The following is a 25,060-nucleotide window of genomic DNA, read 5'->3' as shown; positions in this document are numbered from 1 at the left end:
GTACGACCGGAGCGCTCCAATGGACAAGCAAGACGAAATTGAAAGCCTCGCGATCCTGATTCGCGACCTGCGCAAACACAAGAACGTGACCCTGGGTGACCTCGCCGCGCGCATCGATCGCTCGGTGGGCTTCCTCTCCCAGGTGGAGCGCGGGCTCTCGCGCCCGACGGTGGCCGACCTCACCGCCATCAGCGAAGCCTTGGGCGTGCCCACCACCTACTTCTACAACCTGAGCAAGCCCCGCGAGACGCCTTGGGTCACCCGCCCCGGCGAGCGCCGCACGCTCTATTACGCCGGCGGCATCACCGACGTGCTGGCCTCGCCGACCATGTCCGGCGGCTTCTCCATGCTGGAAAGCCACCTGGAGCCCGGCGCCACCAGCGGCGAGGGCCATCTGGATGACAGCTCCGAACAGGGTGGTTTCGTGCTCGAAGGCGAGCTGACCGTCTGGTACGGCGACAACGCCGAGCCGGTCACCCTTTACCCGAATGACAGCTTCCAGTTGCCGCCCCATGCGCAGTTCCGCTACGCCAATCTTTCCGACAAACCGACGCGGGTGCTTTGGGTGTTTACCTGAGGCGAGAACCTGCAGGACCGCAGTGATGACAACAACAAACCAGTACCCCGACCTGCTCAGCGAAGTCCGCGCCTTCCGTGCCCAGTACCCGGAAGTTCGCTACATCGACCTGATCTGCCTGGACATCCCCGGCCACTTCTACGGCAAGCGCTACCCCGTGGAGATGGTGGAGAAGGTGGCCGCCGGTAGTCCGCTGAAAGTGCCACAGAACTGCGTGCTGCTGGGGACCCAGGGCGGGCTCTACCCCATTGGCGACTACTGCTTCGCCGACGGCGACCCGGACGCGCCACGTCGTCTGGTGCCGGGCACGCTCAAGCCGGTGCGCTGGGAAAAGGAACCCCTGGGACAGATGCTCATCACCTCCGACGGTACCGAAGCGCCCATCGAGTTCGAGCCACGTGAGGTGCTGGCGCGGGTCCTGCAACGCCTGGAAAAACGTGGCATCCGCCCGGTGGTGGCTTTCGAACTGGAGTTCTACCTGTTCGACCGCAAGCTGCAGAATGGCCTGCCGCAGTTCCCCCGCGACCCGCTCTGCGATGACGAAGACGATCAGCCGAACATGCACATCGAGCGCCTGTCGCGCTTCTCCAGCGTGCTGCATGAAATGGTCGAGGCCGCCAACGAGCAAGGCGTCGCCGCCAACGTCATCACCGCCGAACTCGGCCCGGGCCAGTTCGAGATCAACTTCGGCCACTGCGACGACGGCCTCCAGGCCGCCGACTGGGCCGCCCTGTTCTGCCGCAGCACCCGTGGCGTGGCGATGAAGCACGGCCACCGCGCCAGCTTCATGAGCAAGCCCTACCTGAATGCGCCGGGCAGCGGCATGCACGTGCACGTCAGCCTCTACGACCGCGATGGCAACAACCTGCTGGCCGCCAACGACCAGCGTCCGCTGCGCCATGCCGTGGCCGGCTGCCTCGATCTGCTGCCGCACTGCATGCCGATCTTCGCCGCCAACCACAACGCCTTCCGCCGCTACGGCGCCATGGTCAACGCCGCCAGCCGTGCCAGCTGGGGCTTCGAAGACCGCGATGCGTGCATCCGCATTCCCGAATCCGACGGCCGCAACCTGCGCATCGAACACCGCCTGGCTGGCGCCGACGCCAATCCCTACCTGGTGCTGGCCGCCATCCTTACCGGCATGGAGCACGGCCTGGATGCCGCCCGCGAGCCTATCGCCCCGCTCAACGAAGACCGTTCCAGTGGCATCGACTTCCCCACGGATATGCTCACCGCCGTGACCGCCATGCGCAGCCACCCCGATGTGAACGAAGGCCTGGGTAGCGAATTCGTGATGGTCTATTGCGAGAACAAGCGCCAGGAATACTTGGACTTCATGAACGAGGTCAGCGCGCGGGAGTACCGCTGGTATATGTGAACTCGGAGCGCATGTAAGTTGGGCAGAGAGCAGCGAAGCCCAACATGGTGGCCTGCCTGACGTACCGCATTGTTGGGCCGCGCTGCGCTTGGCGCCAACCTACGGCGAGTTGGCGCCGAACGCCTTCAGCAGATCCTCCACGAACGCCTGCTGCGCCTCGCTCGGCTGGCGCCCGCGATGGCTGCTGAGGTGGAACTGCACGCGATAGCCCGTCTCCTCCGGCAGTAGCGCCTGCAGTTGACCGGCTGCCTCCCAGGGGGCGGCGATGTGCTCCGGCAGGTAGCCGATATGCGCCCCTGAAAGCACGAACGCCAGGCTGCACTCCACCTGCTCTGTCCGTGCACTGCTTGGGCCGCTCTGGAAAGGCTGCCGCGCTTCTTCGAAACGGTACGGGTGATGCACCAGGTCGCAGTCGGCCAGGTCGTCGAGACTGACCTGCCCACGTCTGAACAGCGGATGCCCGACACCACAGAACAACCGTTGCTGCTCACTGAACAGCGGCTGGTAGTCCAGCGCCGCCTGGGTGCCCGAGAAATAACCGATCGCCAGGTGCAGCTGGTCTTGCAGCAGGCGCCGCTCCAACTCGGCCGGCATGGCACTGATCAGCTCGAACTGCACCGCCTGGTTGCGCTGGCGGAAGCGCCCGATAGCATCTCCCAGGCGTTGCAGCACCTGGTTGTCCAGGGCTTCGGACAGGCCGATGCGCAGTTCCCCCAGGAGCAGGTCGGCCATCCCCTGCGCCTCGCCCTTGAAGGTCTCGATGGCGCCGAACAGCTTGCGCGTGGCGGCCAGCACCTGCTCGCCCTTGGGCGTCAGGCGGAAGCCCGCCTTGCCGCGCTCGCACAGGCGAAAGCCCAGCCGCGTCTCCAGCTTGGCCATCTGCGTGCTGATGGTGGACTGGCCGATGCCCAGTTCGCCCTGGGCGGCGCTGAAGCCGCCGCTCTCTACCACCGTGACGAAGAGGCGCAGCAGTTGCAGGTCGAGGTCATGGAGCTGGCTAAGCATGGCGGCACCAAACATTGATGGCTGTAGATGCCAAAGTAGAACACTTCATATTTATTCAAAGCAAAGCCCGGCGCAGCATGGCTCCACCTGCAATCCCCCAGGAGCCCACCATGCGTTTCCCCCTGTTGCTTGCCGCCCTGTTCGCCTGCGCCTTGCCCGTGCAAGCCGAAGACAAGGCACTGAACCTCTACAGTTGGTCCGCCTACATCCCGGAGAAGGCCCTGCAGGGCTTCAAGACTGAAACCGGCATCGAGGTGAAGTACGACATCTTCGACAGTGCCGAAGCCCTGGATGCCAAGCTGCTTACCGGTGGCAGCGGTTATGACGTGGTCTTCCCCGCCAGCAGTGGCCTGGCCCGCGCCATCCAGGCCCAGGCGGTGCAGCCGGTGCAGCGCGAACGGCTGAAGAACTTTGCCAACCTCGACGCCGAGCTGCTGGCCAAGCTGGCCACCGTCGACCCGGACAACCGTTTCGGCGTGCCTTATACCTGGGGCACCGTGGGCCTGGGCATCAACCAGGAGGCGGTGGCCAGGCGCATTCCCGATGCACCGCTGAACAGCCTCGACCTGCTGTTCAAGCCCGAATATGCCAGCCGACTCAAGGATTGCGGTATCGCCGTGATCGACTCGCCCCAGGAGGTCATCAGCGTCGCGCTGCATTACCTCGGCAAAGACCCGTACAGCACCGACAAGGCCGACCTTGCTGCTGTGCAACAGCTCTTCGCCGAACTGCAACCGAACGTGCGTTACGTGGGCTCCGGCAAGCACATCAACGACCTGGCCAAGGGCGAGATCTGCCTGGCGCTGACCTACAACGGCGACGCCGCCATCGCCGCCGACCAGGCGCGGCAGGCGCAGATGCCCTTCGAGGTGATCTACCGCATCCCCCGTGAAGGCACGCTGATCTGGTTCGACACCATGGCCATCCCGGCCGACGCCCCTCACCCCGAGGCGGCTCACGCCTTCATCGACTACATGCTGCGCCCCGAGGCCATCGCCGAATTGACCAACAGCCAGTTCTTCGCCAATGCCAACCAGGCCGCCAATCCGCTGCTGACTCCGGAGGTGGCCGGCGACCCGGACATCTACCCGAGCAAGGACGTACGTGATCGCCTGTTCGGCGAACAGATCCAGTCGCTCAAGGACCAGCGTGCGCGTACCCGGCTCTGGACTTCGTTCCGTACTCAGTACTGAGTCGCCTTCAACCACTCTCTCACCCCTCTCCCAAAAGGAGAGGGGAGCCAACCGATGGAGCCCGATATGGACCACGCCTTCGACAACGACCAGGCCATCACCCGTGACAGCCTCTATGGCACTGCGGCCGAATCCACCTATGCCGGCATCACCAGCTTCATGCGCCGCCGCTACAGCCGCGACTTGCGCGGCGTCGACCTGGTGGTGAGCGGGGTGCCCTTCGACACCGCCACCACCAACCGCCCCGGCAGTCGCTTCGGCCCGCGTGCCATTCGCGCTGCGTCGGTGCAGATGGCCTGGGCCCGGCATTACCCCTGGGAGTTCGATCCGTTCGACCACCTGGCGGTGATCGACTACGGCGACTGCGCCTTCGACCACGGCACGCCCCAGGACACGCCGGAAATCATCCAGGCCCATGCCGCGCGCATCCTCGAATCCGGCGCGGCGATGCTCACCCTGGGCGGCGACCACTTCATCAGTTACCCGTTGCTCAAGGCCCACGCGGCCAAGCATGGTCCGCTGTCGCTGATCCACTTCGACGCCCACAGCGACACCTGGCCGGACGAAGAAGTGCAGCGCATCGACCACGGCACCATGTTCTATCACGCCGCCCGCGAGGGTCTGGTGGACCCCTCACGCTCGGTGCAGGTGGGCCTGCGCACCACCAACGACGACGTGATGGGCTTCCAGGTGCTGGATGCCCGCGAGGTGCACCGGCATACCCCGGAGCAGATCGCCGAGCGCATCCGCGCCCGCGTCGGCGACAACCCCGTGTACCTGACGTTCGACATCGACTGCCTCGACCCGGCCTTCGCCCCTGGCACCGGCACCCCGGTCTGCGGCGGGCTGACTAGCCACCAGGCGCTGGAAATCCTCCGTGGCCTGCGCGGCATCAACCTGGTGGGGATGGACGTGGTGGAAGTCGCGCCACCCTACGACAACGCCGAAGTCACTGCCCTGGCCGGCGCCACCCTGGCGATGGAGATGGTTTGCCTGTACGCGGCGCGGCATAAGTTGGGGATGAAGTAAGCCGCCTGCGGGTGGAAGTCGCTTCTCACTTCCACCATTCGGCGTCCGACCGGGCACCTGCAGGATGGGTTTCGCTGCGCTCAACCGCATCCTGCGAACCGGTGCCAGTTCACCACAACGCGAGGGTGTAACTCAGGATCAGCCGGTTCTCGTCGATGTCGCTGCCGAAGTTGCTCCGCGTGCTCGCGTTGCGCCACTTCACACCGAGGTTCTTCAGCGGTCCGCTCTGCACCACGTAGGCGATGTCGGTGTTGCGTTCCCACTCCTTGCCTTCACCGGCCACGCCGCGCAGGTCGACGCTGTCGCCCGACAGGTAGCGCGTCATGAAGGTCAGGCCAGGCATGCCCAGGGCTGCGAAGTTGTAGTCGTAGCGAGCCTGCCAGGAGCGCTCGTCTTCGTTGCCGAAGTCGTTGATCTGCACCAGGTTCACCAGATAGGCGTCGGTGCCGTTGATGTTGGCAAAGCCGGTGTCGCCGCTCATGCGCTGGTAGCCCAGGCCGAAGGCGTGGCCACCCAAGGCGTAGGTGAACATCGCGCCGAAGGCGTCGTTATCCACATTGCTGCCGCCGTCGTCGGTGCTGTGCGCCCAGCGGATATCGCTCTTCAGTGACTGGCCTTCGGCAATGGGCAGCAGGTGGTTAAGGGTCAGGTAGTGCTGCTTGTAGATGCCGTCGAGGACGCCGTAGTGGTAAGCGCTGCTGAGGTTGGTCGTCCACTTGTAGGTCGCACCGGCGAAGTCGAATTGGTCGCTGGTTTTGGTCCGGCCCAGGACAATGTTGCGGTTGCCGCCGTTGAACACAGCCATCTCTTCGTTATCAGACGAGTTGCGCAGGTTGATGCGGTCGAATCGGCCGAGGTCGAGGCTGAGGCTCTCCACTTCCGCCGAGTTCACCCAGGCACCGCGGAAGGTCTGCGGCAGCAGGCGGCTGTCGTTGTACAGCGCCACCGGCAGCTTGGGCAGCAGGGTGCCGACCTTGAGGGTGCTCTGCGAGGCGCGCAGCTTGGCGGTCAGGCCCAGTTCGCCGTACTCATCCTGGGCGCGATTGGGCCGCTCGCGGTCGGACTTCAGCAGGCCGGTGCCGGTGCGATCCGGGCTGGAATCCAGCTTCACGCCCAGCAAGCCGAGGGCGTCCACGCCCACGCCGACGGGGCCGCCGGTGTAGCCGGACTCAAAGCGCAGCAGGAAGCCCTGGGCCCATTCTTCGGCCTTGCTCTGGGCGGCGCCGTCATGGCGGAAGTCGCGGTTGAAGTAGAAGTTGCGCAGCTCAAGGCCGGCCTTGGAGTCCTCGATGAAGTCGGCGCTGACCGGGCCGCAGAAGGTCAGGGCAGTGGCGCTGCAGAGTGCGAGGCTGAGGGTGTTGCGATCCATGTGTGTTCCTCTTCTTGTTGTTGTTCAGGCACAGCGATACCCGCTCCGGCGCGAAACGCCGAAGGCGGAATAGACTGAAAAAAAGACGCGGACCCAGGACGGGCCCGCGTTATCACGCACAATCTTTACGGGGCGATCAGCTCACGCAGCCCGATACGCCCCTCGCGGAACAGCCGCGCATCCATCAGCTTCGGCTCGCGCACGATGGGTCGGAAATCCATGCGGGCCAGGATGTCCCGCTCCAGGTCCACACCGGGTGCGATCTCGATCAGCTCCAGGCCCTCAAGGCTCAGGCGGAACACGCAGCGCTCGGTGACGTAGAGCACCGGCTTGCCGGACTCGGCCGCTAGCCGTCCGGCGAAGGTGCGGTGCTCCACCTCGCGGACGAACTTGCGTACCTCGCCGTCCTGCACGATGCGCAGCTCACCGTTCTCGATGCGGATGTCCTGCGCGCCGGCGCTGAAGGTGCCGACGAAGACCACCGCCTTGGCGTTCTGGCTGATGTTGATGAAGCCGCCGGCGCCGGCCAGGCGAGTGCCGAACCGGGATACGTTGAGGTTGCCCTCGGCGTCGGCCTGGGCCAGGCCGAGGAAGGCGATGTCCAGGCCGCCGCCATCGTAGAAGTCGAACTGGTAGGGTTGGTCGATCAACGCGCTGTGGTTGCTCGCCGCGCCGAAGTCCAGGCCGGAGGCGGGCACGCCGCCGATCACGCCGGGCTCGGCGGTCAGCGTCAGCAGGTCGATCACGCCTTCCTCCGCGGCCACGGCGGCCACACCTTCCGGCATGCCGATGCCGAGGTTGACCACCGCGCCCGGCGGCAGCTCCAGGGCGGCGCGGCGGGCGATCAGCTTGCGCAGGTCGAGTGGCATGGGCGCCAGGCTGTCCACCGGCACCCGCACCTCGGCGGCGAAGGCCGGGTTGTAGGTGGTGGCGAAGGTCTGCTGATGGTTTTCCGGGCGGGCCACCACCACGCAATCCACCAGTATTCCGGGGATCTTCACGTCGCGCGGGTTCAGCGAGCCACGCGCCACCACGCGCTCCACCTGGGCGATCACCAGGCCGCCGGAATTGCGTGCGGCCATGGCGATGGCCAGGCTCTCGATGGTCAGGGCCTCGCGCTCCATGGAGAGGTTGCCGTCTTCGTCGGCACTGGTGGCGCGGATCACCCCGACATGGATCGGGAAGGCCTTGTAGAACAGGTAGTCCTCGCCCTCGATGGGCATGTGCCGCACCAGTTCCTGGGTGGTGCGCGCGTTCAGCTTGCCACCGCCGAACAGCGGATCGACGAAGGTGCCCAGGCCAACCTTGGACAACTGCCCCGGCTTGCCCGCCGCGATATCGCGGAACAACTGCGAGATCACACCCTGGGGCAGGTTGTAGGCCTCGATGCGGTTCTCCACAGCGAGCTTCTGCAAGCCCGGCACCAGGCCCCAGTGGCCACCGATTACCCGGCGCACCAGGCCTTCATGGGCCAGGTGGTTGAGGCCGCGGCCCTTGCCGTCGCCTTGCCCGGCGGCATACACCAGGGTCAGGTCCTGCGGCGCCTGCTCGGCGGCAAAGCGCTGTTCCAGGGCGATGGCGATTTCCTCGGCGAAACCGATGCCGACGAAACCGCCCGTGGCCAGGTTGGCGTTATCCGGGATCTTGGCGACCGCATCGGCGGCGCTCATCACTTTGCTCATGGTGTTCCTCGAGCGTTGAATACGGATGCTGCTCTTGGTAGGGGCGAATTCATTCGCCCCTACAGGTTCTGTTGTCCGGTCCGGGATCAGAAACTCCCGAACAGGCTGCCCAGGGTGATCACCACGGTCAGGGCCATGAGCGGGAAGATCACGGTGTTCATGAAGATGAATTTGTACGAATCGCGGTGGGTCAGCTTGCAGATGGCCAGCAGCGAGATCACCGCGCCGTTGTGCGGCAGGGTGTCCATGCAGCCGGAGGCCATGGCGGCGACGCGGTGCAGCAGTTCGGGACTGATGCCGGCGGCGTTGGCCATTTCCAGGTACTGGGCGCCGAGGGTCTTCAGCGCGATGGACATGCCGCCGGAGGCCGAGCCGGTGATACCGGCGAGGATGTTCACGGCAACGGCTTCGGACACCAGCGGGTTGCCCGGCACGCTGAGCACCAGGTCGCGGATCACCACGAAGCCGGCGAGCGAGGCGATCACGGTACCGTAGCCCACTTCGGACGCGGTATTGAGGATCGGCAGCATGGAGCCGAAGGTGCCGTCGTTGAGGCTCTGCTTGAGGTCGGTCCAGCGCTTCCAGTGCAGGCCGATCAGCAGCAGCACGGCGGCGCTGAGGGCGACGATGATTGACCAGATGCCGATCACCGACTTGGCGTCCTGCAGGCCGCCGAACTCGGGCTTGGCCAGGAAGCTGGTATCCACATTCGGCAACACCTGCTTGGCCATCAGGAAGTTGAGGACGATCACCAGCAGGATCGGCAGCAGCGCCAGCCAGAAGCCAGTGGTGGGTACGCCAACTTGCTCCGTCGCCTCATCCTTGTGGCTGCCGTAGCCTTCACCGGCGGCCATCAATTTGCGCGCCTGGGCGCTCAGCCACCAGCTGCCGAGGCCGAGCATCATCAAGCCGCCGATCAGGCCGAGGATGGGCGCGGCAAAGGCGTCGGTGCCGAAGAAGGGGCTGGGGATGGCGTTCTGGATGGCCGGGGTGCCGGGCAGTGCGGTCATGGTGAAGGTGAAGGCGCCGAGGGCGATGGCACCTGGCAGCAGACGCTTGGGAATGCCTGCCTCGCGGAACAGTGCAGTGCCGATGGGGTAGACCGCGAACGCCACCACGAACAGCGACACGCCGCCGTAGGTCAGCAGGCCGCAGGCCAGCACGATGGCCAGGATGGCGCGCTCGCGGCCGAGCTTGGCAACGATGCCGTGGGCGATGGCGCGGGCCGAGCCTGAGTCGTCCATCAACTTGCCGAAGATGGCGCCGAGCAGGAACAGCGGGAAGAACTGGATCAGGTAGCCGCCCAGGGACTTCATGAAGACCTGGGTGTAGGTCGGCAGCATCAGCGCCGCGTCGCCGGCGAAGAGCACCGCCAGCAGGGCCATCAGGGGCGCAAGGATCAGTACGTTGATGCCGCGGTAGGCGAGGTACATCAGCAGAGCGAGGGAGATCAAGATACCTAGGGTGCCCATGGGGACTTCCTTCTTGTTGTTGTTTTCCGCCGCATCGAGGCGGCCGGTGGCGGGCCATTGTGCGGCCCATGGCGCTCTTAGAGCGAAAGCTGTGCCAAGTGCGGTGAAGATTGCGCCAATGGCTCTGGGACGGGGCTTCACGGCTGAGGAGGGTGTTTCGCCGGGGAAAGCCGGTGTCTACATATATGGACATTGCCCAGAAAATTGGACGCCCTGTTAAGAGGGTGTCCATCTGAATGGACAGCTGCGCTGCTCAACCTGTAGGGGCGAATGAATTCGCCCCTACAAAGGCTGGTTCGCCAGCGAATGCGCGATCAGATCCCGTGCACCTGCAACTTGTTGTACAGGCTCGCCCGCGCGATCCCGAGGCGCTCGGCGGCCTGGGTGCGATTGCCATTGCAGGCGGCCAGGGCGGCGAGGATGGCCTGGCGTTCGGCGGCGGCCACGCTGTCGGCCAGGAGGCGAATCTCGCCTGCGGGCGCCGCTGCTGCGGGCATGGGGGGCACGACGGCGCTGGCGGCGGGTAGCGGGTCTACCAGCAGTGGGCGCAAGGCGCTGGTGCTGAGTGGGCCGGCCTCGCTGCTCATCTGCGCGCGCTCCAGCAGGTTGCGCAGCTCGCGCACGTTACCCGGCCAGGGCTGGGCCTGGAGCAGGTGCAGGGCGTCGTCGGCCAGCTCCAGGGGTGGCTGGCCGGAGCGGCTGGCGATATCGTCCAGCAGGTGTTCGATCAGCGCTGGCAGGTCCTCGCGCCGTTCGCGCAGGGGCGGCAGGCGCAGGGCCAGGACGTTGAGCCGGTAGTAGAGGTCCTCGCGGAACTGCCCGGCGGCCACCTTGGCTTCGAGGTCCACGTGGGTGGCGGCTATCACCCGCACGTTCAGCGCCTTCACCTGGTTGGAGCCCAGCGGCTCCACTTCCTGCTCCTGCAGCACGCGCAGCATCTTCGCCTGCAGCGGCAGCGGCAGGTCACCGATCTCGTCGAGGAACAGGGTGCCGCCGTTGGCGAGTTCGAACTTGCCGGCACGGGCGCGTCTGTCGGCACCGGTGAAGGCGCCGGGCGCGGTGCCGAACAGCTCGGCTTCCACCAGGGATTCGGGAATGGCCGCCACGTTCACCGCCACGAAAGGCCCGTTGGTCCGCAGCGAGAGGTTATGGATGCCCTGGGCGAGCAGCTCCTTGCCCGTGCCGGTTTCGCCGCGCAGCAGCACCGTGGCGTCCAGTTGTGCGGCGCGGCGGGCCTGGCGTTTCACCTCGCTGGCGGCGGCGCTGGTGCCGATGAAGCCGGCGATGGTGTAGCGGGCACGGCGGGCCTTGGCCAGTTCGCGCTGGGTGGCGGCAAGCTGGGTCTGCAACTGGTTGTACTTGGCCATGACCGGCTGCAGGTGGCGGGCGCGGTCGAACAGCACGAAGCCCAAGGCGCCGACCAGGGTGCCGTCTTCGTCGCGCAGGGGGATGCGGGTGACCACGAAGTGCTCGTCGCCGAAGGCCATCAGGTCGAGCATGCTCGGCTGGCCGTTTTGCACCACTTCGCGCAGGCGGCTGGCGGGCAGGACTTCTTCGATTTCCTTGCCGAGCACGCTGCGCGGGTCGGTGATGCCGACCTTCTCGGCGTACTTGTCGTTGATCCAGACGATCCGCGCCTGGCGATTCACCGCTATGGTGCCCTCGCACTGGGCGTTGAGGTGGTCGAACAACAGCGGCATGGCCACTTCGCGGAACCGTTCGGGAGAGACGCCGATGACCAGACCGTTCTGGTCGATGTCTTCGCTGGCGATGGGCATGGCAGGGGCATCCGGCTGAAACATCAGGCAGCGATTATGGAGATGTGCCGGATGAACGCCTAGCCTGTACTAAGGTCGGTAACCAGGCGTACGGCATTTCTCACAAGGAGCTTCACATGGACCTTTTCCGCATCCTCATCGCCATCCTCCTGCCACCGCTGGGCGTGTTCCTCCAAGTGGGCATCGGCGGTGCCTTCTGGCTGAACATCCTGCTCACCCTGCTGGGTTACATCCCCGGCATCGTCCACGCGGTGTACATCATCGCCAAGCGCTGAATCCTGTCCTGCGTCTTGCCGCGATCCCGCGTGCTAATCCACCAGCTTGATTAGCAGGATGCCGGCTGTGACGACGCAAGCCGCGAGGATGCGGCGGATGCCGAATGGCTCCTTGAATACCAGGCTGGCGATGATGGCGGCGATGATCACGCTGCTTTCGCGCAGGGCCGCGACCTTGGCGACGTTGTCCAGGGTCATGGCGAACAGCACCAGGCCGTAGGCGACGCAGTAGTTGAAGCCGCCGAACAGGCCGATGCGCCAGTTGTCGCGGGCGAAGCGCAGCACCAGCGGGCCGCGGCGCATCCAGGCGAGCAGCGGGATGGTCATGCTCTGCATCAGCGTCAGGTAGACCACGAACTGCAGCACGCTGTCGGCGCGCCGCACGCCCTGGGCGTCGATCAGCGTGTAGAGCGCCACCCCGGCACCGGCCAGCGCCGCGCAGCCCAGCGCCTTCAACGCCCGGGACTCAAGGCGGGTGGAGAGCAGGCTGAGGATGCCGATCGAGATCAGCACCACGCCCAGCAGCATGGCGCCGGACAGGTGCTCGCCGAACACCAGCCCGGCCGACAGCGCCACCAGCAAGGGCGGCAACCCGCGCACTACCGGGTAGACCTGGCCGAAGTCGCCGTACTGGTAGGCGCGGATCAGCAGCAGGCGGTACAGGGTGTTGACCACTACCGACAGCCCGATCAGCCCCCAGACCGCCAGCGGCGGCGGGCTCACCAAGGGCAACAGGGCGATGCTGAAGCAGAAGGCCACGGCATCCACCAGCGCCATCGACGAGAGGCGGTCGCTGCCCGATTTGATCACCGCGTTCCAGGCCGCGTGCATCAGTGCGGACAGCAGCACCAACAGGGTGGCGAGATCGGTGTCGGTGAGCACGGCGGGCTCCGGTAATGGCGGGAGAGATGCGGGCTAGCGTGCGGCTTCATCGAGCCATCATTCAAATCGTTTATCGTTATCCGTCGAATAAGTCCTACTGATGGAATCGCCATGAACCTCTTCCAGCTCCGCGCCTTCGATGCGGTGGTCCGCGAGGGCAGCTTCACCCGCGCCGCCGAGCGCCTGTGCATCAGCCAGCCAGCGGTGACCGGGCATATCAAGGCGCTGGAGGAGCACTACCAGGTGTGCCTGCTGCGCCGCTCCGCCCGCCAGGTGGAACCGACCGAACTGGGCCGGCGCCTGGCGGCCATCAGTCACCAACTGTTCGCCCTCGCGGAACAAGCCGAAGACCTGCTGGATACCAGCCAGGCATTGGAATCCGGTCGCCTCGACCTTGCCGCCGACAGCCCGCACCTGGTGATGCCATTGCTGGCGCGGATGCGTGAACGCCACCCCGGCGTGACCATCAACCTGCGCCTGGGCAACACCCAGGAAACCCTGACGGCGCTGAATGGCGAGCGGGTGGACCTGGCGCTGATCAGCGACATGAGCGAACGCCCCGGCCTGCGGCTGCAACCCATTGGCGAGGCGCGCCTGTGTCTACTGGTGCCGGCGGCGCACCCCTGGGTCGGTACGCGCAAGGACGTGGCCCTGAATGAGCTGCGCAGCGAGGTGCTGCTGCAACGCGAGCCCGCCTCCCTGACCCGCCGCACCTTCGAAAAAGCCTGCATGGAGCAGGGTCTGGAACTGCGCGCGGCGCTAGAGCTGAACAGCCGCGAGGCGGTGATCGAGGCGGTGGCCGCAGGGCTCGGGGTGAGCATCCTCTACTCGCTGGAAGTCCCGCGTGATCCGCGCGTGGCGGCGCTTCCGTTGAAAGGTGAGGGACTGGTCAGCCGGCACTACCTGGCGTGCCTGGAGCGCTATGGGGAGTTGCGCGTGGTGAAGGCGTTTTTTGAGGTGGCCGGCGGCACTCTGCCGGGATTTCCCTCATCCCCGCCCCCTCTCCCGGAGGTAGAGGGGTGATTCGCGCCTGAAATGGCCAGATCAATCAAGACTTCGTAGTGAAACCGGGCACAAACAATCCCCCCCTCCCCCTGGGAGAGGGGAGGGTGAGGGTTTTATCAAGCCTGCTCCGGCCAAACCCGTTCGCCAGCCCCCGGCTCTTCCTTCCACGCCTTCAACGATCGCGTCGGCAGGTCGAAGTATTCCCGTGTGCGGGCGTAGCCATGCCCGCCCATGCGGCCGATGGCGTCGAGGCCGAGTTGGTCGATGTAGAGAGTCTTCGGATCGATCAGCTCGTCGCGCACATGCACCATCAGCACTTCGCCGAGGATGATTTCCCGCGACTGGCCGATGGACAGGCCCATCATTCGCCGGCACTCCAGGGCGACCGGTGCTTCGGCAATGTACGGGCAGCCGACACGGCTTCCGGGCAGTGCAGTGAGCCCGGCGGCGAGCAGTTCGTCGAAGCCCGGCTCAAAGGGCACCGCGCAAACGTTCATGGCTTCCACCAATGCGTCGGAGACGATGTTCACGGTGAACTCCTGGTTCAGCAGGATGTTGCGCGTGGTGTCTTTCGGGGTCAGGTCGGCATGGTTTTCCACGCCCAGGGCGAGGAGCGGCGGGTCAGCGGACAGGGCATTGAAGAAACTGAAGGGAGCGGCATTGGCGCGGCCTTCGGCGTCCACCGTGGTGACCAGGGCGATGGGGCGGGGCACTACGCTGCCGATGAGGATCTTGTATTTCTCGCGCGGGCTCAGTTGGGCGAAGTCAAAGCTCAGCATGGCGTTATCTCTTGTTTTTGGTCGGGCTCGCTGGCGAAGGCGCACAGCGGGCGTTCTGCGCTCCAGGCATCGGCGAAGGGAATGGCCGGCTGGAACAGGTCGCGCCAGTCGGGCTGGCCGAAGGCGCGGGTGGCGTGGCTCTGCATCAGCTTGTGGAATTGGCGTTGGGCCTGCCGTTGCAGGTCCTGGTAGTCGACGCCCCGGACCTGGCCGCCTTGCATTACGCAGCGGCCACCGATCCAGCTGGCAATGCAGTCGTCGCCCCGTCCGGCGAGGACGAGGTTCTTCAGTGGATCGAACAGCGGCCCCAGGTGCAGGCCGTCGAGGCTGAACACGGTGATATCGGCGCAGGCGCCCGGTGCGAGCCGGCCCAGGTCGTCGCGACCAAGGGCCTTGGCGCCGCCCAGGGTGGCGGCGTTGTAGAGGTCAAGGGCGCGGGTGCCTTGGCTGCCGCCTTCCTTGAGGCGGGCGATGTTCAGGCCCTGGCGCATGTTGTCCAGCAGGTCCGCCGGCCAGGTGTCGGTGCCGAGGGCGAAGTTCACCCCGTGGGCACGGTAGCGGCCGAAGGAGTCCAGCGCTTCGCCGTCGCGGGCGAACACCACGGGGCAGTGCACCAGGCTGCTGCCGCTGTTGACGAGGCGCGCGAGGTCGTCGTCGCCTTCGATGTAGATGCCATGGGGCAGCACGGCACGCGGACCAAGCAGGTCCAGCTCCTCCAGCCAGGCCAGCGGCGCCTTGCTGCGCAGCGCTTTCACCAGGGCCACTTCGCCCGGTCCCTGGCAGCAGTGCAGACGCACCGGGGCGGTCAATTCGCGGCTGAGGGCGACTGTGCGTTGCAGCAGCGCCGGGGTGCAGGTCTGGATGCGGTCCGGCAGCAGGGCGCCGCGAATCAACCCGTTGTGAGCGCCGTCGAAGTCGCGGAAGAAGCGCTCGGCAGCGTCCAGCCCGGCCAGGCCACGGGGTTCGTCCCAATGCTCGGCGAGGCTGCCGTCGGCGCGCAGGTACTGCATGCCGCTCATGTAGCAGGGGCCGAGGTAGGTGCGCAGGCCAAGCTCGCCGGCAATGCCCGCCACGGCGGCGAATTCGTCGTAGGTTTCGGCCCACTCGCGGTAGTACATGGAGGTGATCGGCATGGCCGTGGTGATGCCGTTGCGGATCAGCTGGGTGAAGGCATAGCGGTACTTGAAGACTTCCTCTTCGAAGCGGTAGCTCTCCTTCGGCCCACGGGCGAGGTATTCCGCCGACCACATGCGGCCCATGGCGGCCTCATCGCCGTTGTCGAGGCACAGCACGGTGGAGTCGAGATCGCCCAGGGCATCCAGGTCGATGAAACCGGGGCCGAGCAGGGCGTTGCCGTAGTCGATCCACTGATCCACCGGGCCGGGAAAGCCCCGGCCGACGAAGAGAATGCGGGCGCCTTCGATGATCACCTCGCCATCGCGCCAGAGCACGTGGCGAGTACCATCGAAGCCCACCACGCAACTGGCTTTCAGGCCGATGCGCGGCGTGTTCACAGACGGCTCTCCAGTAGGCGGCCCTGGGCTGCTATCAGCTTGCCGGAGCGATACACCTGGCGCGTCGGCCGCGCCACCACGGCTTCGCCGAGGCTTTGTGCATCCATCAGCAGGAAGTCAGCGCGGGCACCGAGGGTGAGGCCGTGTTCCGACAATCCCAGGGCCTTGGCGCCATTCTGGCTGGCGGCATCGAAGGCGGCCGCCAGCTCGTCGTCCTTGGCGAGGTCGAAGCGGAAGGCCAGCAGCATGGCGCGTTCCAGCATGTCGCCGTTGCCCATGGGCGACCAGGCATCGCGGATGCCGTCAGAGCCCAGGCAGAGGTTCACGCCGGCTTCGCGGAGGGCGAGGAAGGGCGGTACGGAACAGTCGGCCGGTGCCGAGCTCATCAGCGAGATATTCAAGGCGGCCAGGCGCTCGGCCAGTGGCTTGACCTGGCTCCAGGGCGCCATGCCCAGGCAATAGGCGTGGCTGATCATCACCCGACCCTGGCGATTGAAGCGTTCGGTGTAGTCGGCGATGCGGGCGATCTGCCAGAGGCCGAGTTCGCCCTTGTCGTGCAGGTGGATGTCCACGCCCCGGTCAAACTCGGCGGCCAGGCTGAAGACGATGTCCAACTGGGCGATGGGGTCGTTGTCGATGCCGCAGGGGTCGAGTCCGCCGACGTTTTCCACGCCCAGGCCGAGCGCTTCGCGCATCAGTTCGGCGGTGCCGGGGCGGCTGACCAGGCCGGTCTGCGGGAACACCACCAGCTCCAGGTCGATCAGGTCGCGGTAGCGATCGCGCAGGGCCTGCATGGCCTCCACATGGCGCAGGCCGAACTCGGGGTCGATGTCCACATGGCAGCGCATGGTCAGCGAGCCACGGGCGATGCAGTTTTCCAGCAGGGCGCCGGCACGCTCGGCGATGGGCGCGGTGACCTCGCGCAGCACTTGGCGCTCGTTGGCGATGTAGTCCTTGAGCGTTGGGCCGGCACTGTTGGGGCGCCAGGGTTGGCCCCAGAGGGTCTTGTCCAGGTGGATATGGCTTTCCACCAGGGCACTGGTCATCAGTTGGCCGGCGCCGTCGATATCACCGTCGGCGAGCGGCGCACCGCTGGCTGGGCGGCGCTCGGCGAAGCGGCCGTGCTGGATGAGGAAGTCTTCGGCCGCGCCGCCGAAAGGGCGGACATTGCGCAGCCAGCAGGTGTCGGTCATGGGGACCTCAAAGGCAGAGTGCAAAAGAGAGTGCTTTGTAGGAGCGAGCTTGCTCGCGAAGCGTCGGGCATATTCGCGGGCAAGCCCGCTCCTACAGGGGACCGCTGCGCAGTCCTTGGCGAATGAATTCGCCCCTACAAAAGCGGTGTCAGCCCTTGAGCTTGGACCAGATGCGGTCCTGCAGCTCGCGGGCCTGGTTACTGCACGCCTTTTCGGGGCGCAGGCGCTCGGCGTAGGCGTCGGGCATGTTGATGGCGTCCATCACGCGCCACTTCTTGTCTAGCAGCGCATCGCTGTCGATACCGTTGGCGTAGGCGATGGCGTTGGACACGGCGGCGGCGTTTTCCGGCTTCATCATCCAGTCGATGAAGACCTTGGCGTTGCCCGGGTGCGGTGCGCTTTTCGGCACGGCGAAGTTGTCCTGGAACATGGCCACGCCTTCACGCGGGTAGACGTACTTGATGGTGCTCTTCTGCAGGGTGGCGCGGGCGGTGGAGCCGTTCCAGTTCTGCATCATGATCACCTCGCCCGAGGCCATGCGGTCCACGGTGTTGTCGGAGCTGTACATCTTCAGGAAGGGTTTCTGCTTCTGCAGCAGCTCGAGGATGCGCTTGGCGTCCTGCGGGTTTTCGCTGCATTCATCCACGCCCAGGTAATGGCTGGCGGCGTTGATCACGCTGCTCGGCGTATCCAGCGCAGCGAGCTGGCCCTGCAGTTCGGGGCGCGGCTCGAAGAACTCTTTCCAGGAGTCGTCCAACTTGCCACCCGGCACCCGTGCGCTGTCGTAGGAGAAGCCGGTGGTGCCCCAGAGGTAGGGCGCCGAGTACTTGCGGCCGGGGTCGAATTCGGGATCGCGGAAGGCCGGTTTCACATGGGCGAAGTTCGGCAGGCTCGGCGCGTCGATTTCCTGCAGGTAGCCCTGTTCGATCAGGGTGCGCATGATCGAGTGCGACGGCACGATCACGTCGTAGGCGGCGCCGCCGGCCTGCAGCTTGGCCAGCAGGGTCTCGTTGCTGTCGTAGCCGTCCATGGTGACCTTGATGCCGGTCTCCTTCTCGAACTTGGCGAGCAGTTCCACCGGGTAGTAGTCGGTCCAGTTGTAGAAGAACAGTTCCTTGGGTTCGTCCGCCTGGGCGCAGGCGGCGGCGAAACAGCCGAGGGTCAGACCGGCTACCCCATGACGCAATGCTTTCAACTTCATTGTTTTTCTCTCCGGTTGAAGAACAGGTTGGGCAGAGGTGGAACAAAGGATCAGGCGGTGGGTTTGCCTCGCTGGCCGAGCCAGAAGGAGAGCACCACCAGGACGATGGAAATCACCAGCATCAGGGTCGAGATTGCGTTGATCTCGGGGGTTACCCCGGCCTTGATGGCCGAGAAGATGTAGACCGGCAGCGTGGTCGAACCGGGGCCGGCGACGAAGAAGGTCATGATGAAGTCGTCCAGGCTGACCACGAACGCCAGCACCGCGCCGGACAGCACCGCCGGGAACAGCAGCGGCAGGGTCACCCGGCGGAACGTGTGGAAGGGGTTGGCGTAGAGGTCGTTGGCCGCTTCCAGCAGGCTCTTGTCCAGGTCGTTCAGCCGCGCGCGAATCGGCAGGTAGGCGAACGGGATGCAGAAGCCGATGTGGGCGATGATCACCGTCAGCAGGCCGAGCTTGATGCCGAGCGCCATGAACAGCAGCAGGGTGGCCACCGCCGTGACGATTTCCGGCAGGATCAACGGCAGGTTGATGCCGCCTTCCACCATCTTCTGCCCGTAGAAGGGCCGGTAGGTGGCCAGTGCCGCGAGCAGCGCGATGGCCGTGGCGCAGACGGTGGCGATGCTGGCGACGATCACCGAGTTCAGCGCCGCCGCCTGGATCGACGGGTTGGCGAGGATGCGCCCGTACCAGGCGAAGGAGAACTCGGTCCACACCGTGGCGGTGCGGTTGGCGTTGAAGCTGTAGGCGATCAGCACCAGGATCGGCAGGTACAGGTAGGCCAGCACTAGCAGGCTGGTTTCGCGGGTCAGCGGCAACTTTTTCAGGTGTGAGGCGATCATCAGCGGGCTCCCTGGCGGACGGCCTTGGCGGCTTTCTTGGCGTAGAGGGCGTAGAGCACCAGGGCCAGCAGCATCAGCCCGAGCAGGAGGAAGGACAGCGAGCTGCCCAGGGGCCAGTTGCGCGCGGTGCCGAACTGCTGCTGGATCAGGTTGCCGATCATCAGGGTCTTGCCGCCGCCGAGGATGGCGGGGGTGATGAAGGCGCCGAGGCTCGGCACGAACACCAGCAGCGAGCCGGCCACCACGCCGGGCATGGACAACGGCAGGATCACCCGGCGCAGGGCTTTGGCGCGGTTGGCGCCGAGGTCATAGGCGGCTTCCACCAGGCGCCAGTCGAGCTTTTCCAGGGTGGAGTAGATCGGCAGGATCATGAATGGCAGGAAGCTGTAGACCAGCCCGACGACCACGGCGAAATCGTTGTACAGCAGGGTGATCCCGCCGGCCTGCGGGAACAGTGCGTTGAGGCTCTGGGCCAGCCAGCCGTGCTCGCGCAGGATGATCAACCAGGCGTAGTTGCGGATCAGCAGGTTGGTCCAGAACGGGATGGTGATCAGCAGCACCATGATATTGCGCGAGCGCTCGCTGAGGCTGGTCATCCATAGGGCCACGGGGAAGCCCACGAGGAAGCACAGCAGCGTGGTGCCGCCGGCCTGCAGCACCGAGCGCAGCAGCGCCTGGGCGTAGACCCAGTTCAGTTCGAGGTTGCCGTCGAAGTCTTCCTGGAAGAACAGCTGCGTGTAGCTCTGCCACTGCCAGTCGGCGCTCCAGTCCACGCCGCCATAGAGGTTGCGCGGCAGCAGGCTGATGTAGCCCATGATGCCCAGCGGAATGGCGATCAGGCAGAGCAGGGTGAGCAGCACCGGCGACAGCAACAACAGCCGGTTGAGGCTGGGGGAGGTGGCGCTGACGCTCATCTCAGGCCTCCATCAGCAGGCAGGCGTGAGGCGGCAGATGCACCGCCACCGGCGATCCCACGGGACGGGCGCTGGTGGCGCCTTCGTTGCTTTCCCGCAGCATCACTTTCACGTCGTTGGCCAGGCGGCACTGATAGAGCGTGGCCGTGCCGACGTAAAGCACGGCTTCGACCACGCCGCGCAGGTGGTGCGGCTCTGAGGGGTCCACCAGCTTCGAACGCTCCGGGCGGAAGGCCAGTTGCACCTGGCCGGCGTCCAGAGTCGAGGGCGCGCAGGGGATTTCTACCGGCAAACCCTCGGGCTGGAACAGGCTGCCGTTCTGCGCACAGCGCTTGAGGTTGCCGGGCAGGAAGTTGATGTCGCCGATGAAGTGGGCGACGAAACGGTGCTGCGGGCGTTCGTAGATGTCGTTGGGGGTGCCGATCTGCAGGATCTTGCCGGCGGACATCACTGCGATGCGGTCGGAGAGGGTCAGCGCCTCTTCCTGGTCGTGGGTGACGAAGATGAAGGTGATGCCGGCTTCCTGCTGCACGCGCTTGAGCTCCACCTGCATTTCCTTGCGCAGCTTGAGGTCCAGCGCGGAGAGGGGTTCGTCCAGCAGCAGCACGTCTGGGCGCGGCGCCAGCGCACGGGCCAGCGCCACGCGTTGCTGCTGGCCGCCGGAGAGTTCGGCGGGGCGGCGGCGGGCCAGGTGCTCCATCTGCACCAGGGCCAGCATTTCCTTCACGCGGCCAGGAATGGCGCTGTGCTCCATCCCCTGCATCTCCAGGCCGAAGGCGATATTCTCGGCCACGCTCATGTGCGGGAAGAGCGCGTAGTTCTGGAACACGGTGTTAACCCGACGCTTGTAGGGCGGGAGTTGATCCACGCGCTGCCCGCCAATCTGGATGCTGCCGGAACTGACCTGCTCGAAGCCGGCGATGGCCCTTAGCAGTGTGGTTTTGCCGCAGCCCGAAGGGCCGAGGAGCGTGAAGAATTCGTTGTGGCGGATGCTGACCGAGACGTCGTCGAGCGCCGGCGCCACCTCGGGGTCATCGGTGTAGCGCTTGCTGACGCGTTGCACCTCGATGGAGGATGTGTGCTTCATAATGGTGCATTCCTCTTGTTTTTGTATGCAAAATTTGAATGCAATCTAGAAATACTCGGATTATGCTGACAACGCAACCGGGTTTTTCTGCCTGCTTGTTTCCCGCAGGGCCTAGGTTGCGAACGCATCTACGGAGTCACGAATGGCAGACAAGAAGCTGGAAACCACGGTCGACCGCGTCTACCAGGGGGTTTACCAGGCCATCAGCAACCGCTCGCTGCGGCCGGGTATGAAGCTGGGAGAGGCCTCCCTGGCGGAGCTGTTCAATGTGAGCCGCACCTCGGTGCGCGCGGCGTTGAAGCAACTGGAGGCAGACGGCCTGGTCTCATCCGAACCGAACAAGGGCTGCTGGGTGTCGCTGCCCAGCGATGAAGAAATCCGCCTGCTCTTCGAAACGCGGCGGCTGATTGAAATCGGCATCGTCACCGAGCTCTGCCGGCGGCGGGACAGCGCGGCCATGCAGGACCTGCGCGAGCACTTGTTGCTGGAGGAAGAAGCCCGGCGCCACCACGACCACGAGCGGTTGATCCACCTGCTGGGCGAGTTCCACATAAAACTCGCCGAGGCGCTGAACAACCCGGTGCTGCTGGATTGGTTCCGCAAGCTGATCTCCCGCGCCTCGCTCTATGCCGCCGCCCTGGACGACGAACGCCACGATGCCTGCCGCGACGACGAGCACCTGCGCCTGATTGAGTTCATCGAGGCCGGCAACCAGAACGCGGCAATCGAGCTGACCTGCTTCCACCTGGCGGCCATCGAAACCGCCATCGTCGAGTCGGCCGGCAAGCTCAAGGCCAACTACCACCCGCTGAAGCACCTGATCGAGACCTGACCTCGGCATGAAAATCCAGCTGATCAACCCGAACACCAGCGTCGCCATGACCGCCGGCCTGGCCGAAGCCGCCAGCCAACTGCTGCGCCCCGGCAATGAGTTGCTGGCGGTGACCAACAGCGCCGGCCCGGCCTCCATCGAAGGTCACTACGACGAAGCGCTCTGCGTGCCAGGGTTGCTCCAGGCCATTCGCGATGGCGAGCGGGACGGCGCCGAGGGGCATGTGATTGCCTGCTTCGGCGACCCCGGCCTGCTGGCGGCCCGAGAGATCGCGCGGTATCCGGTCATCGGCATCGCCGAAGCGGCCATGCACCTGGCCACCTGGGTGGCGACCGGTTTCAGCGTCGTCACCACCCTGGGCCGCACCAAGGTCATCGCCCGCCACCTGGTGGAACGCTATGGCTTTCACCAACACTGCCGGGGCATCCACGCCGTGGAAATCCCGGTGCTGGCGCTGGACCATGACCCGGACGGGCTGTTTCGCCTGATGCGCACGGCCTGTCGCGACGCGCTGGCGCGCGATGAATCCGGCGCCATCGTCCTCGGCTGCGGCGGTATGAGCCACCTGGCGCAGGGGTTACAGGAAGAACTGGGCGTGCCGGTGATCGACGGCGTCAGCGCCGCGTTGAAGATGGTGGAAATGCTCGGCGAACTGCGCCTCTCCACCAGCAAGCGCGGCGACCTCGACTTCCCCCTGCCCAAGCCCTACGCGGGATTCCTGCGGGGCTTCGCCGTCGGCGCCTGATTGTCCGCCAGGGGTGAAACCTTGTAGGGGCGAATTCATTCGCCAAGCAGGTTGAAGACCTGCCCGCAGGAGCTGGCTTGCCAGCGAAGCGAGGCCATTCGCTGGCAAGCCAGCTCCTACAAGGCTGTTGGCCCGATGGTTAATCTCTCGCAACAGTTAACGCAGACATAGCGAATGAATTCGCCCCACAAGGTCAGGTTGCCGGCGTGAGGCCCTTCCCCTCGAACAACTCCGCCACATCCGTTACCCGCACGCAGCTGCGGCCCTGCCACTCCATCAGGCTGTACTCCTTGCCCTGCCACTCCACCCGGCGATGGCGGGGCAGGTGCGGGTGGGCGGCCGAGCGCAGGGCGGGCACCACTTCACCGGTGAACCACTGGCGTAGGCGGCGGTTTTCCGGGTGGTAATAGTTCGTCCTGAGCACCTCGCACACGGCGCTTTCGCTGATCAGCAACTGCTGCTCGGAGTCGCCCTTGGGCTTCTGCAGGGTTTCCATGCGCCACTGGTCGCGGTCGAGTTTCTCCAGCAATGACCAGCCCGGGTAGGAATTCTCGGAAGAGCCGGGGCGCCGAATCGCCCGGCTCCGATGCTAGGATTGCCACCCCCGACCGAGGAGCAGGACATGCTGTACGTGGTGATGCTGGGCGGCCGACACCCCCGCGCGAAGATCGAAGTGCACGACGTGGTATTCGCCGTGGCGGACCGTCTTGAAGACACCTATCCACGCCTGCGCGAAGGCTGGTTCGGCAGCCCGGCGGGCCTGCACATCGACTCCTGGATGGCGGTGGACGGCGTGGAAGGCTACCGCGTGACCTTCAGCGACCTCGCCCCCGCTGCCGGCGACCCGCGCCTGTACTTCATCAACCTCGGCGGCTACGCAACCGGCACCTTCGGCGAAGACCACCGCTACCTCCTGGTCGTCGCCCGCGACAAGGCCGAAGCCAAGGCCAAGGGCAAACGCCAGCTCGCCGAACTGAACTGGAACAAACCCCACACCGACAACCTGCACGACGTGGACGACTGCATCCCGCTGGACTGCGTCGCCGGGCGCTATGTGCACCTGGTGCCAGGGGAGCACCGCGGCGTTCGCGCGGGGAATGACTACATCGTGCTGGGGTGAGCCGAATAGAGGCGCTAATCGGCTCAACGGCAGGTGCAGGTCGTTGCGCCGCGTTTACGCCAAGGGTGCAGGCGTCCCGTTGAGCCAGCCGTACAGGCGCTCCGCATCCTCGCGCCGGCACAACTCGCTGCCTTCGACCATGATCGCCGCCGTCCCGGCCGCCACGCCGTAGCGCGCCGCTTCACGCCAGTCGGCGCCGGCTGCGAGCTTCAACACCATGGCCGCCACCAGGCTATCGCCCGCGCCCACGGTACTGCGTCGGGGCACCGTGGGCGCTGGAATGCGCTCGCAAACGTGCGGCGTCACCAGCACAGCACCCTGCGGCCCCAGAGACACCAGCACCGCCTCGCAGCGCCCTCCGGCCAACAGGTCCCACGCCTCACGGGCGAGCTGCTCCGGGCCGGCGATCGGGTGGCCGACCAGCGCCGCCAACTCATCCAGGTTCGGCTTGATCAACGCTAGACCTCCGCAGTCCAGCGCCTCCCGCAGCGCGCTGCCGGAACTGTCCACCACGCAGCGGCTGCCGCGTTGCTGGGCGCTTCGCAGCAGGCGCACGAGAAAACCCGCAGCCAGACCTTCTGGCAGGCTACCGCTGATCACCAGGAAATCCGGCACCGGCAGCGCCTCCAACCCAGCCAACAGGCCCACCTGCTCCGCGTCGCTGAGCGGGCTGCCCGGCAAGACAAAGCGGTACTGCTGGCCGTCGGCCTCATTGGTCAGGTTAATGCACTCACGGGTCCAACCGGCCACCGGCAACGCCTCGCAGGCCACGCCCTCGGCCGTCAGCAGCTCCACCAGATGCTCCCCCGTAGAGCCCCCGACCGGAAACAACGCCAACGCCTCCCCACCCAGCCGCCGCAGCGCCCGCGCCACATTGATCCCACCACCACCCGGCGCATAAACCGGCGTGCTGCAACGCAGCTTGTCATTGGGACACAGACGCGGCACCCCGGTCGCCAGATCCAGCGCAGGGTTGAGGGTTAGGGTGACGATGCGGTGGGCGATCATGCCAAACGACCTCCAGCTGCCGGACTGCAGCCTCAGGGTTCAGCGTAGGTGATGGCAGGGGGCGGAAACGCAAAAGCCGCGCAATGCGCGGCTTTCGTATTTGGTGGGCCCACACGGACTCGAACCGTGGACCAAAGGATTATGAGTCCTCTGCTCTAACCGACTGAGCTATAGGCCCCA

Annotated in this window: 24 protein-coding genes and 1 tRNA gene; 9 read left to right on the top strand and 16 right to left on the bottom strand. The window is 65.8% G+C overall.

The window, feature by feature from the left end; genetic code table 11:
• The first annotated feature begins 19 nt into the window (after positions 1-19).
• Both AAHM40_RS07245 and AAHM40_RS07240 read left to right on the top strand, forming a co-directional pair.
• Complete coding sequence (locus AAHM40_RS07245) at positions 20-577, top strand: helix-turn-helix domain-containing protein (protein ID WP_342244042.1); 558 nt, start codon at positions 20-22, stop codon at positions 575-577.
• A gap of 25 nt (positions 578-602) precedes the next feature.
• Entirely contained in the window at positions 603-1,955 is a 1,353-nt protein-coding gene (locus AAHM40_RS07240; protein ID WP_342244041.1) for a glutamine synthetase family protein, read from the top strand.
• A 99-nt stretch (positions 1,956-2,054) separates the two neighbouring features.
• Here AAHM40_RS07240 and AAHM40_RS07235 read toward each other — a convergent pair whose 3' ends face one another.
• Complete coding sequence (locus AAHM40_RS07235) at positions 2,055-2,960, bottom strand: LysR family transcriptional regulator (RefSeq protein ID WP_342244040.1); 906 nt, start codon at positions 2,958-2,960, stop codon at positions 2,055-2,057.
• Positions 2,961-3,070: 110 nt separating this feature from the next.
• Between AAHM40_RS07235 and AAHM40_RS07230 the strand changes: the two genes are divergently transcribed.
• Positions 3,071-4,153: a polyamine ABC transporter substrate-binding protein gene (locus AAHM40_RS07230; RefSeq protein ID WP_342244039.1), complete on the top strand. Its 1,083-nt coding sequence runs from the start codon at positions 3,071-3,073 to the stop codon at positions 4,151-4,153.
• A gap of 66 nt (positions 4,154-4,219) precedes the next feature.
• The gene (gene speB, locus AAHM40_RS07225; protein ID WP_342244038.1) at positions 4,220-5,182 is read left to right on the top strand and encodes an agmatinase; all 963 of its coding nucleotides are present in this window, start codon (positions 4,220-4,222) and stop codon (positions 5,180-5,182) included.
• Positions 5,183-5,291: 109 nt separating this feature from the next.
• Here speB and AAHM40_RS07220 read toward each other — a convergent pair whose 3' ends face one another.
• The 4 genes from AAHM40_RS07220 to AAHM40_RS07205 all read right to left on the bottom strand — a co-directional run bounded on the left by AAHM40_RS07220 (position 5,292) and on the right by AAHM40_RS07205 (position 11,483).
• Positions 5,292-6,551: an OprD family porin gene (locus AAHM40_RS07220; RefSeq protein WP_342244037.1), complete on the bottom strand. Its 1,260-nt coding sequence runs from the start codon at positions 6,549-6,551 to the stop codon at positions 5,292-5,294.
• Positions 6,552-6,676: 125 nt separating this feature from the next.
• Positions 6,677-8,233, bottom strand: coding sequence for an acyl CoA:acetate/3-ketoacid CoA transferase (locus AAHM40_RS07215; protein WP_342244036.1), 1,557 nt, complete (start codon positions 8,231-8,233; stop codon positions 6,677-6,679).
• Between the two features lie 86 nt (positions 8,234-8,319).
• The gene (locus tag AAHM40_RS07210; protein ID WP_342244035.1) at positions 8,320-9,705 is read right to left on the bottom strand and encodes a GntP family permease; all 1,386 of its coding nucleotides are present in this window, start codon (positions 9,703-9,705) and stop codon (positions 8,320-8,322) included.
• A gap of 314 nt (positions 9,706-10,019) precedes the next feature.
• Positions 10,020-11,483 (bottom strand): sigma-54 interaction domain-containing protein, encoded by a 1,464-nt coding sequence (locus tag AAHM40_RS07205; protein WP_342244034.1) that lies wholly within the window; start codon positions 11,481-11,483, stop codon positions 10,020-10,022.
• Positions 11,484-11,599: 116 nt separating this feature from the next.
• On the opposite strand from AAHM40_RS07205, the gene AAHM40_RS07200 reads away from it, so the two are divergent.
• The gene (locus AAHM40_RS07200; protein ID WP_342244033.1) at positions 11,600-11,758 is read left to right on the top strand and encodes a YqaE/Pmp3 family membrane protein; all 159 of its coding nucleotides are present in this window, start codon (positions 11,600-11,602) and stop codon (positions 11,756-11,758) included.
• A 33-nt stretch (positions 11,759-11,791) separates the two neighbouring features.
• Here AAHM40_RS07200 and AAHM40_RS07195 read toward each other — a convergent pair whose 3' ends face one another.
• A complete protein-coding gene (locus AAHM40_RS07195; protein ID WP_342244032.1) occupies positions 11,792-12,640 on the bottom strand; it encodes an EamA family transporter in 849 nt (282 codons plus the stop codon).
• A 111-nt stretch (positions 12,641-12,751) separates the two neighbouring features.
• Here AAHM40_RS07195 and AAHM40_RS07190 point away from each other — a divergent pair, with 111 nt between their 5' ends.
• Positions 12,752-13,663, top strand: a complete 912-nt coding sequence (locus AAHM40_RS07190) for a LysR substrate-binding domain-containing protein (RefSeq protein WP_342244031.1) — start codon at positions 12,752-12,754, stop codon at positions 13,661-13,663.
• Positions 13,664-13,761: 98 nt separating this feature from the next.
• Here the strand turns inward: AAHM40_RS07190 and AAHM40_RS07185 are convergent, their stop codons facing one another.
• From AAHM40_RS07185 to AAHM40_RS07155, 7 genes are all read right to left on the bottom strand, one after another.
• Positions 13,762-14,424: a flavin reductase family protein gene (locus AAHM40_RS07185; RefSeq protein ID WP_342244030.1), complete on the bottom strand. Its 663-nt coding sequence runs from the start codon at positions 14,422-14,424 to the stop codon at positions 13,762-13,764.
• On the bottom strand, positions 14,418-15,938 hold the full coding sequence (locus tag AAHM40_RS07180) for an amidohydrolase family protein (protein WP_342244029.1): 1,521 nt from the start codon (positions 15,936-15,938) through the stop codon (positions 14,418-14,420). The genes AAHM40_RS07185 and AAHM40_RS07180 overlap by 7 nt, the downstream gene beginning before the upstream one ends.
• The gene (locus tag AAHM40_RS07175) at positions 15,935-17,131 is read right to left on the bottom strand and encodes an amidohydrolase family protein (protein WP_342244028.1); all 1,197 of its coding nucleotides are present in this window, start codon (positions 17,129-17,131) and stop codon (positions 15,935-15,937) included. The genes AAHM40_RS07180 and AAHM40_RS07175 overlap by 4 nt, the downstream gene beginning before the upstream one ends.
• A gap of 148 nt (positions 17,132-17,279) precedes the next feature.
• Positions 17,280-18,332 (bottom strand): extracellular solute-binding protein, encoded by a 1,053-nt coding sequence (locus AAHM40_RS07170; protein WP_342244027.1) that lies wholly within the window; start codon positions 18,330-18,332, stop codon positions 17,280-17,282.
• A gap of 50 nt (positions 18,333-18,382) precedes the next feature.
• Positions 18,383-19,174: an ABC transporter permease gene (locus AAHM40_RS07165; RefSeq protein WP_028631102.1), complete on the bottom strand. Its 792-nt coding sequence runs from the start codon at positions 19,172-19,174 to the stop codon at positions 18,383-18,385.
• On the bottom strand, positions 19,174-20,088 hold the full coding sequence (locus AAHM40_RS07160) for an ABC transporter permease (RefSeq protein ID WP_028631101.1): 915 nt from the start codon (positions 20,086-20,088) through the stop codon (positions 19,174-19,176). The genes AAHM40_RS07165 and AAHM40_RS07160 overlap by 1 nt, the downstream gene beginning before the upstream one ends.
• A gap of 1 nt (position 20,089) precedes the next feature.
• A complete protein-coding gene (locus AAHM40_RS07155) occupies positions 20,090-21,175 on the bottom strand; it encodes an ABC transporter ATP-binding protein (RefSeq protein WP_342244026.1) in 1,086 nt (361 codons plus the stop codon).
• A 142-nt stretch (positions 21,176-21,317) separates the two neighbouring features.
• On the opposite strand from AAHM40_RS07155, the gene AAHM40_RS07150 reads away from it, so the two are divergent.
• Together AAHM40_RS07150 and AAHM40_RS07145 are read left to right on the top strand one after the other, a co-directional pair.
• Complete coding sequence (locus tag AAHM40_RS07150; protein ID WP_342244025.1) at positions 21,318-22,007, top strand: GntR family transcriptional regulator; 690 nt, start codon at positions 21,318-21,320, stop codon at positions 22,005-22,007.
• Positions 22,008-22,014: 7 nt separating this feature from the next.
• The gene (locus tag AAHM40_RS07145) at positions 22,015-22,752 is read left to right on the top strand and encodes an aspartate/glutamate racemase family protein (RefSeq protein WP_342244024.1); all 738 of its coding nucleotides are present in this window, start codon (positions 22,015-22,017) and stop codon (positions 22,750-22,752) included.
• A 193-nt stretch (positions 22,753-22,945) separates the two neighbouring features.
• On the opposite strand, the gene AAHM40_RS07140 is transcribed toward AAHM40_RS07145, so the two are convergent.
• Positions 22,946-23,281 (bottom strand): hypothetical protein, encoded by a 336-nt coding sequence (locus tag AAHM40_RS07140; RefSeq protein WP_342244023.1) that lies wholly within the window; start codon positions 23,279-23,281, stop codon positions 22,946-22,948.
• Between the two features lie 93 nt (positions 23,282-23,374).
• Here AAHM40_RS07140 and AAHM40_RS07135 point away from each other — a divergent pair, with 93 nt between their 5' ends.
• Positions 23,375-23,872, top strand: a complete 498-nt coding sequence (locus AAHM40_RS07135; protein ID WP_342244022.1) for a DUF1543 domain-containing protein — start codon at positions 23,375-23,377, stop codon at positions 23,870-23,872.
• A 54-nt stretch (positions 23,873-23,926) separates the two neighbouring features.
• Here AAHM40_RS07135 and AAHM40_RS07130 read toward each other — a convergent pair whose 3' ends face one another.
• A complete protein-coding gene (locus tag AAHM40_RS07130; RefSeq protein ID WP_342244021.1) occupies positions 23,927-24,880 on the bottom strand; it encodes a 1-phosphofructokinase family hexose kinase in 954 nt (317 codons plus the stop codon).
• Positions 24,881-24,981: 101 nt separating this feature from the next.
• Positions 24,982-25,058 (bottom strand) — tRNA-Ile (locus tag AAHM40_RS07125).
• Between the last annotated feature and the right edge of the window lie 2 nt (positions 25,059-25,060).

Origin of the sequence: Pseudomonas sp. OTU5201 (assembly GCF_038440135.1) — a bacterium.
Classification (GTDB): Bacteria; Pseudomonadota; Gammaproteobacteria; order Pseudomonadales; family Pseudomonadaceae; genus Metapseudomonas; species Metapseudomonas resinovorans.
This window is presented reverse-complemented; position numbering and strand designations above follow the sequence as displayed.

Coding starts and splice junctions, on each gene's coding strand:
- AAHM40_RS07200 (WP_342244033.1), top strand. CDS start 11,600: ATGGACCTTTTCCGCATCCTCATCGCCATCCTCCTGCCACCGCTGGGC.
- speB (WP_342244038.1), top strand. CDS start 4,220: ATGGACCACGCCTTCGACAACGACCAGGCCATCACCCGTGACAGCCTC.
- AAHM40_RS07165 (WP_028631102.1), bottom strand. CDS start 19,174: ATGATCGCCTCACACCTGAAAAAGTTGCCGCTGACCCGCGAAACCAGC.
- AAHM40_RS07190 (WP_342244031.1), top strand. CDS start 12,752: ATGAACCTCTTCCAGCTCCGCGCCTTCGATGCGGTGGTCCGCGAGGGC.
- AAHM40_RS07175 (WP_342244028.1), bottom strand. CDS start 17,131: ATGACCGACACCTGCTGGCTGCGCAATGTCCGCCCTTTCGGCGGCGCG.
- AAHM40_RS07245 (WP_342244042.1), top strand. CDS start 20: ATGGACAAGCAAGACGAAATTGAAAGCCTCGCGATCCTGATTCGCGAC.
- AAHM40_RS07185 (WP_342244030.1), bottom strand. CDS start 14,424: ATGCTGAGCTTTGACTTCGCCCAACTGAGCCCGCGCGAGAAATACAAG.
- AAHM40_RS07160 (WP_028631101.1), bottom strand. CDS start 20,088: ATGAGCGTCAGCGCCACCTCCCCCAGCCTCAACCGGCTGTTGTTGCTG.
- AAHM40_RS07145 (WP_342244024.1), top strand. CDS start 22,015: ATGAAAATCCAGCTGATCAACCCGAACACCAGCGTCGCCATGACCGCC.
- AAHM40_RS07150 (WP_342244025.1), top strand. CDS start 21,318: ATGGCAGACAAGAAGCTGGAAACCACGGTCGACCGCGTCTACCAGGGG.
- AAHM40_RS07210 (WP_342244035.1), bottom strand. CDS start 9,705: ATGGGCACCCTAGGTATCTTGATCTCCCTCGCTCTGCTGATGTACCTC.
- AAHM40_RS07215 (WP_342244036.1), bottom strand. CDS start 8,233: ATGAGCAAAGTGATGAGCGCCGCCGATGCGGTCGCCAAGATCCCGGAT.
- AAHM40_RS07170 (WP_342244027.1), bottom strand. CDS start 18,332: ATGAAGTTGAAAGCATTGCGTCATGGGGTAGCCGGTCTGACCCTCGGC.
- AAHM40_RS07240 (WP_342244041.1), top strand. CDS start 603: ATGACAACAACAAACCAGTACCCCGACCTGCTCAGCGAAGTCCGCGCC.
- AAHM40_RS07130 (WP_342244021.1), bottom strand. CDS start 24,880: ATGATCGCCCACCGCATCGTCACCCTAACCCTCAACCCTGCGCTGGAT.
- AAHM40_RS07205 (WP_342244034.1), bottom strand. CDS start 11,483: ATGCCCATCGCCAGCGAAGACATCGACCAGAACGGTCTGGTCATCGGC.
- AAHM40_RS07220 (WP_342244037.1), bottom strand. CDS start 6,551: ATGGATCGCAACACCCTCAGCCTCGCACTCTGCAGCGCCACTGCCCTG.
- AAHM40_RS07135 (WP_342244022.1), top strand. CDS start 23,375: ATGCTGTACGTGGTGATGCTGGGCGGCCGACACCCCCGCGCGAAGATC.
- AAHM40_RS07155 (WP_342244026.1), bottom strand. CDS start 21,175: ATGAAGCACACATCCTCCATCGAGGTGCAACGCGTCAGCAAGCGCTAC.
- AAHM40_RS07230 (WP_342244039.1), top strand. CDS start 3,071: ATGCGTTTCCCCCTGTTGCTTGCCGCCCTGTTCGCCTGCGCCTTGCCC.
- AAHM40_RS07235 (WP_342244040.1), bottom strand. CDS start 2,960: ATGCTTAGCCAGCTCCATGACCTCGACCTGCAACTGCTGCGCCTCTTC.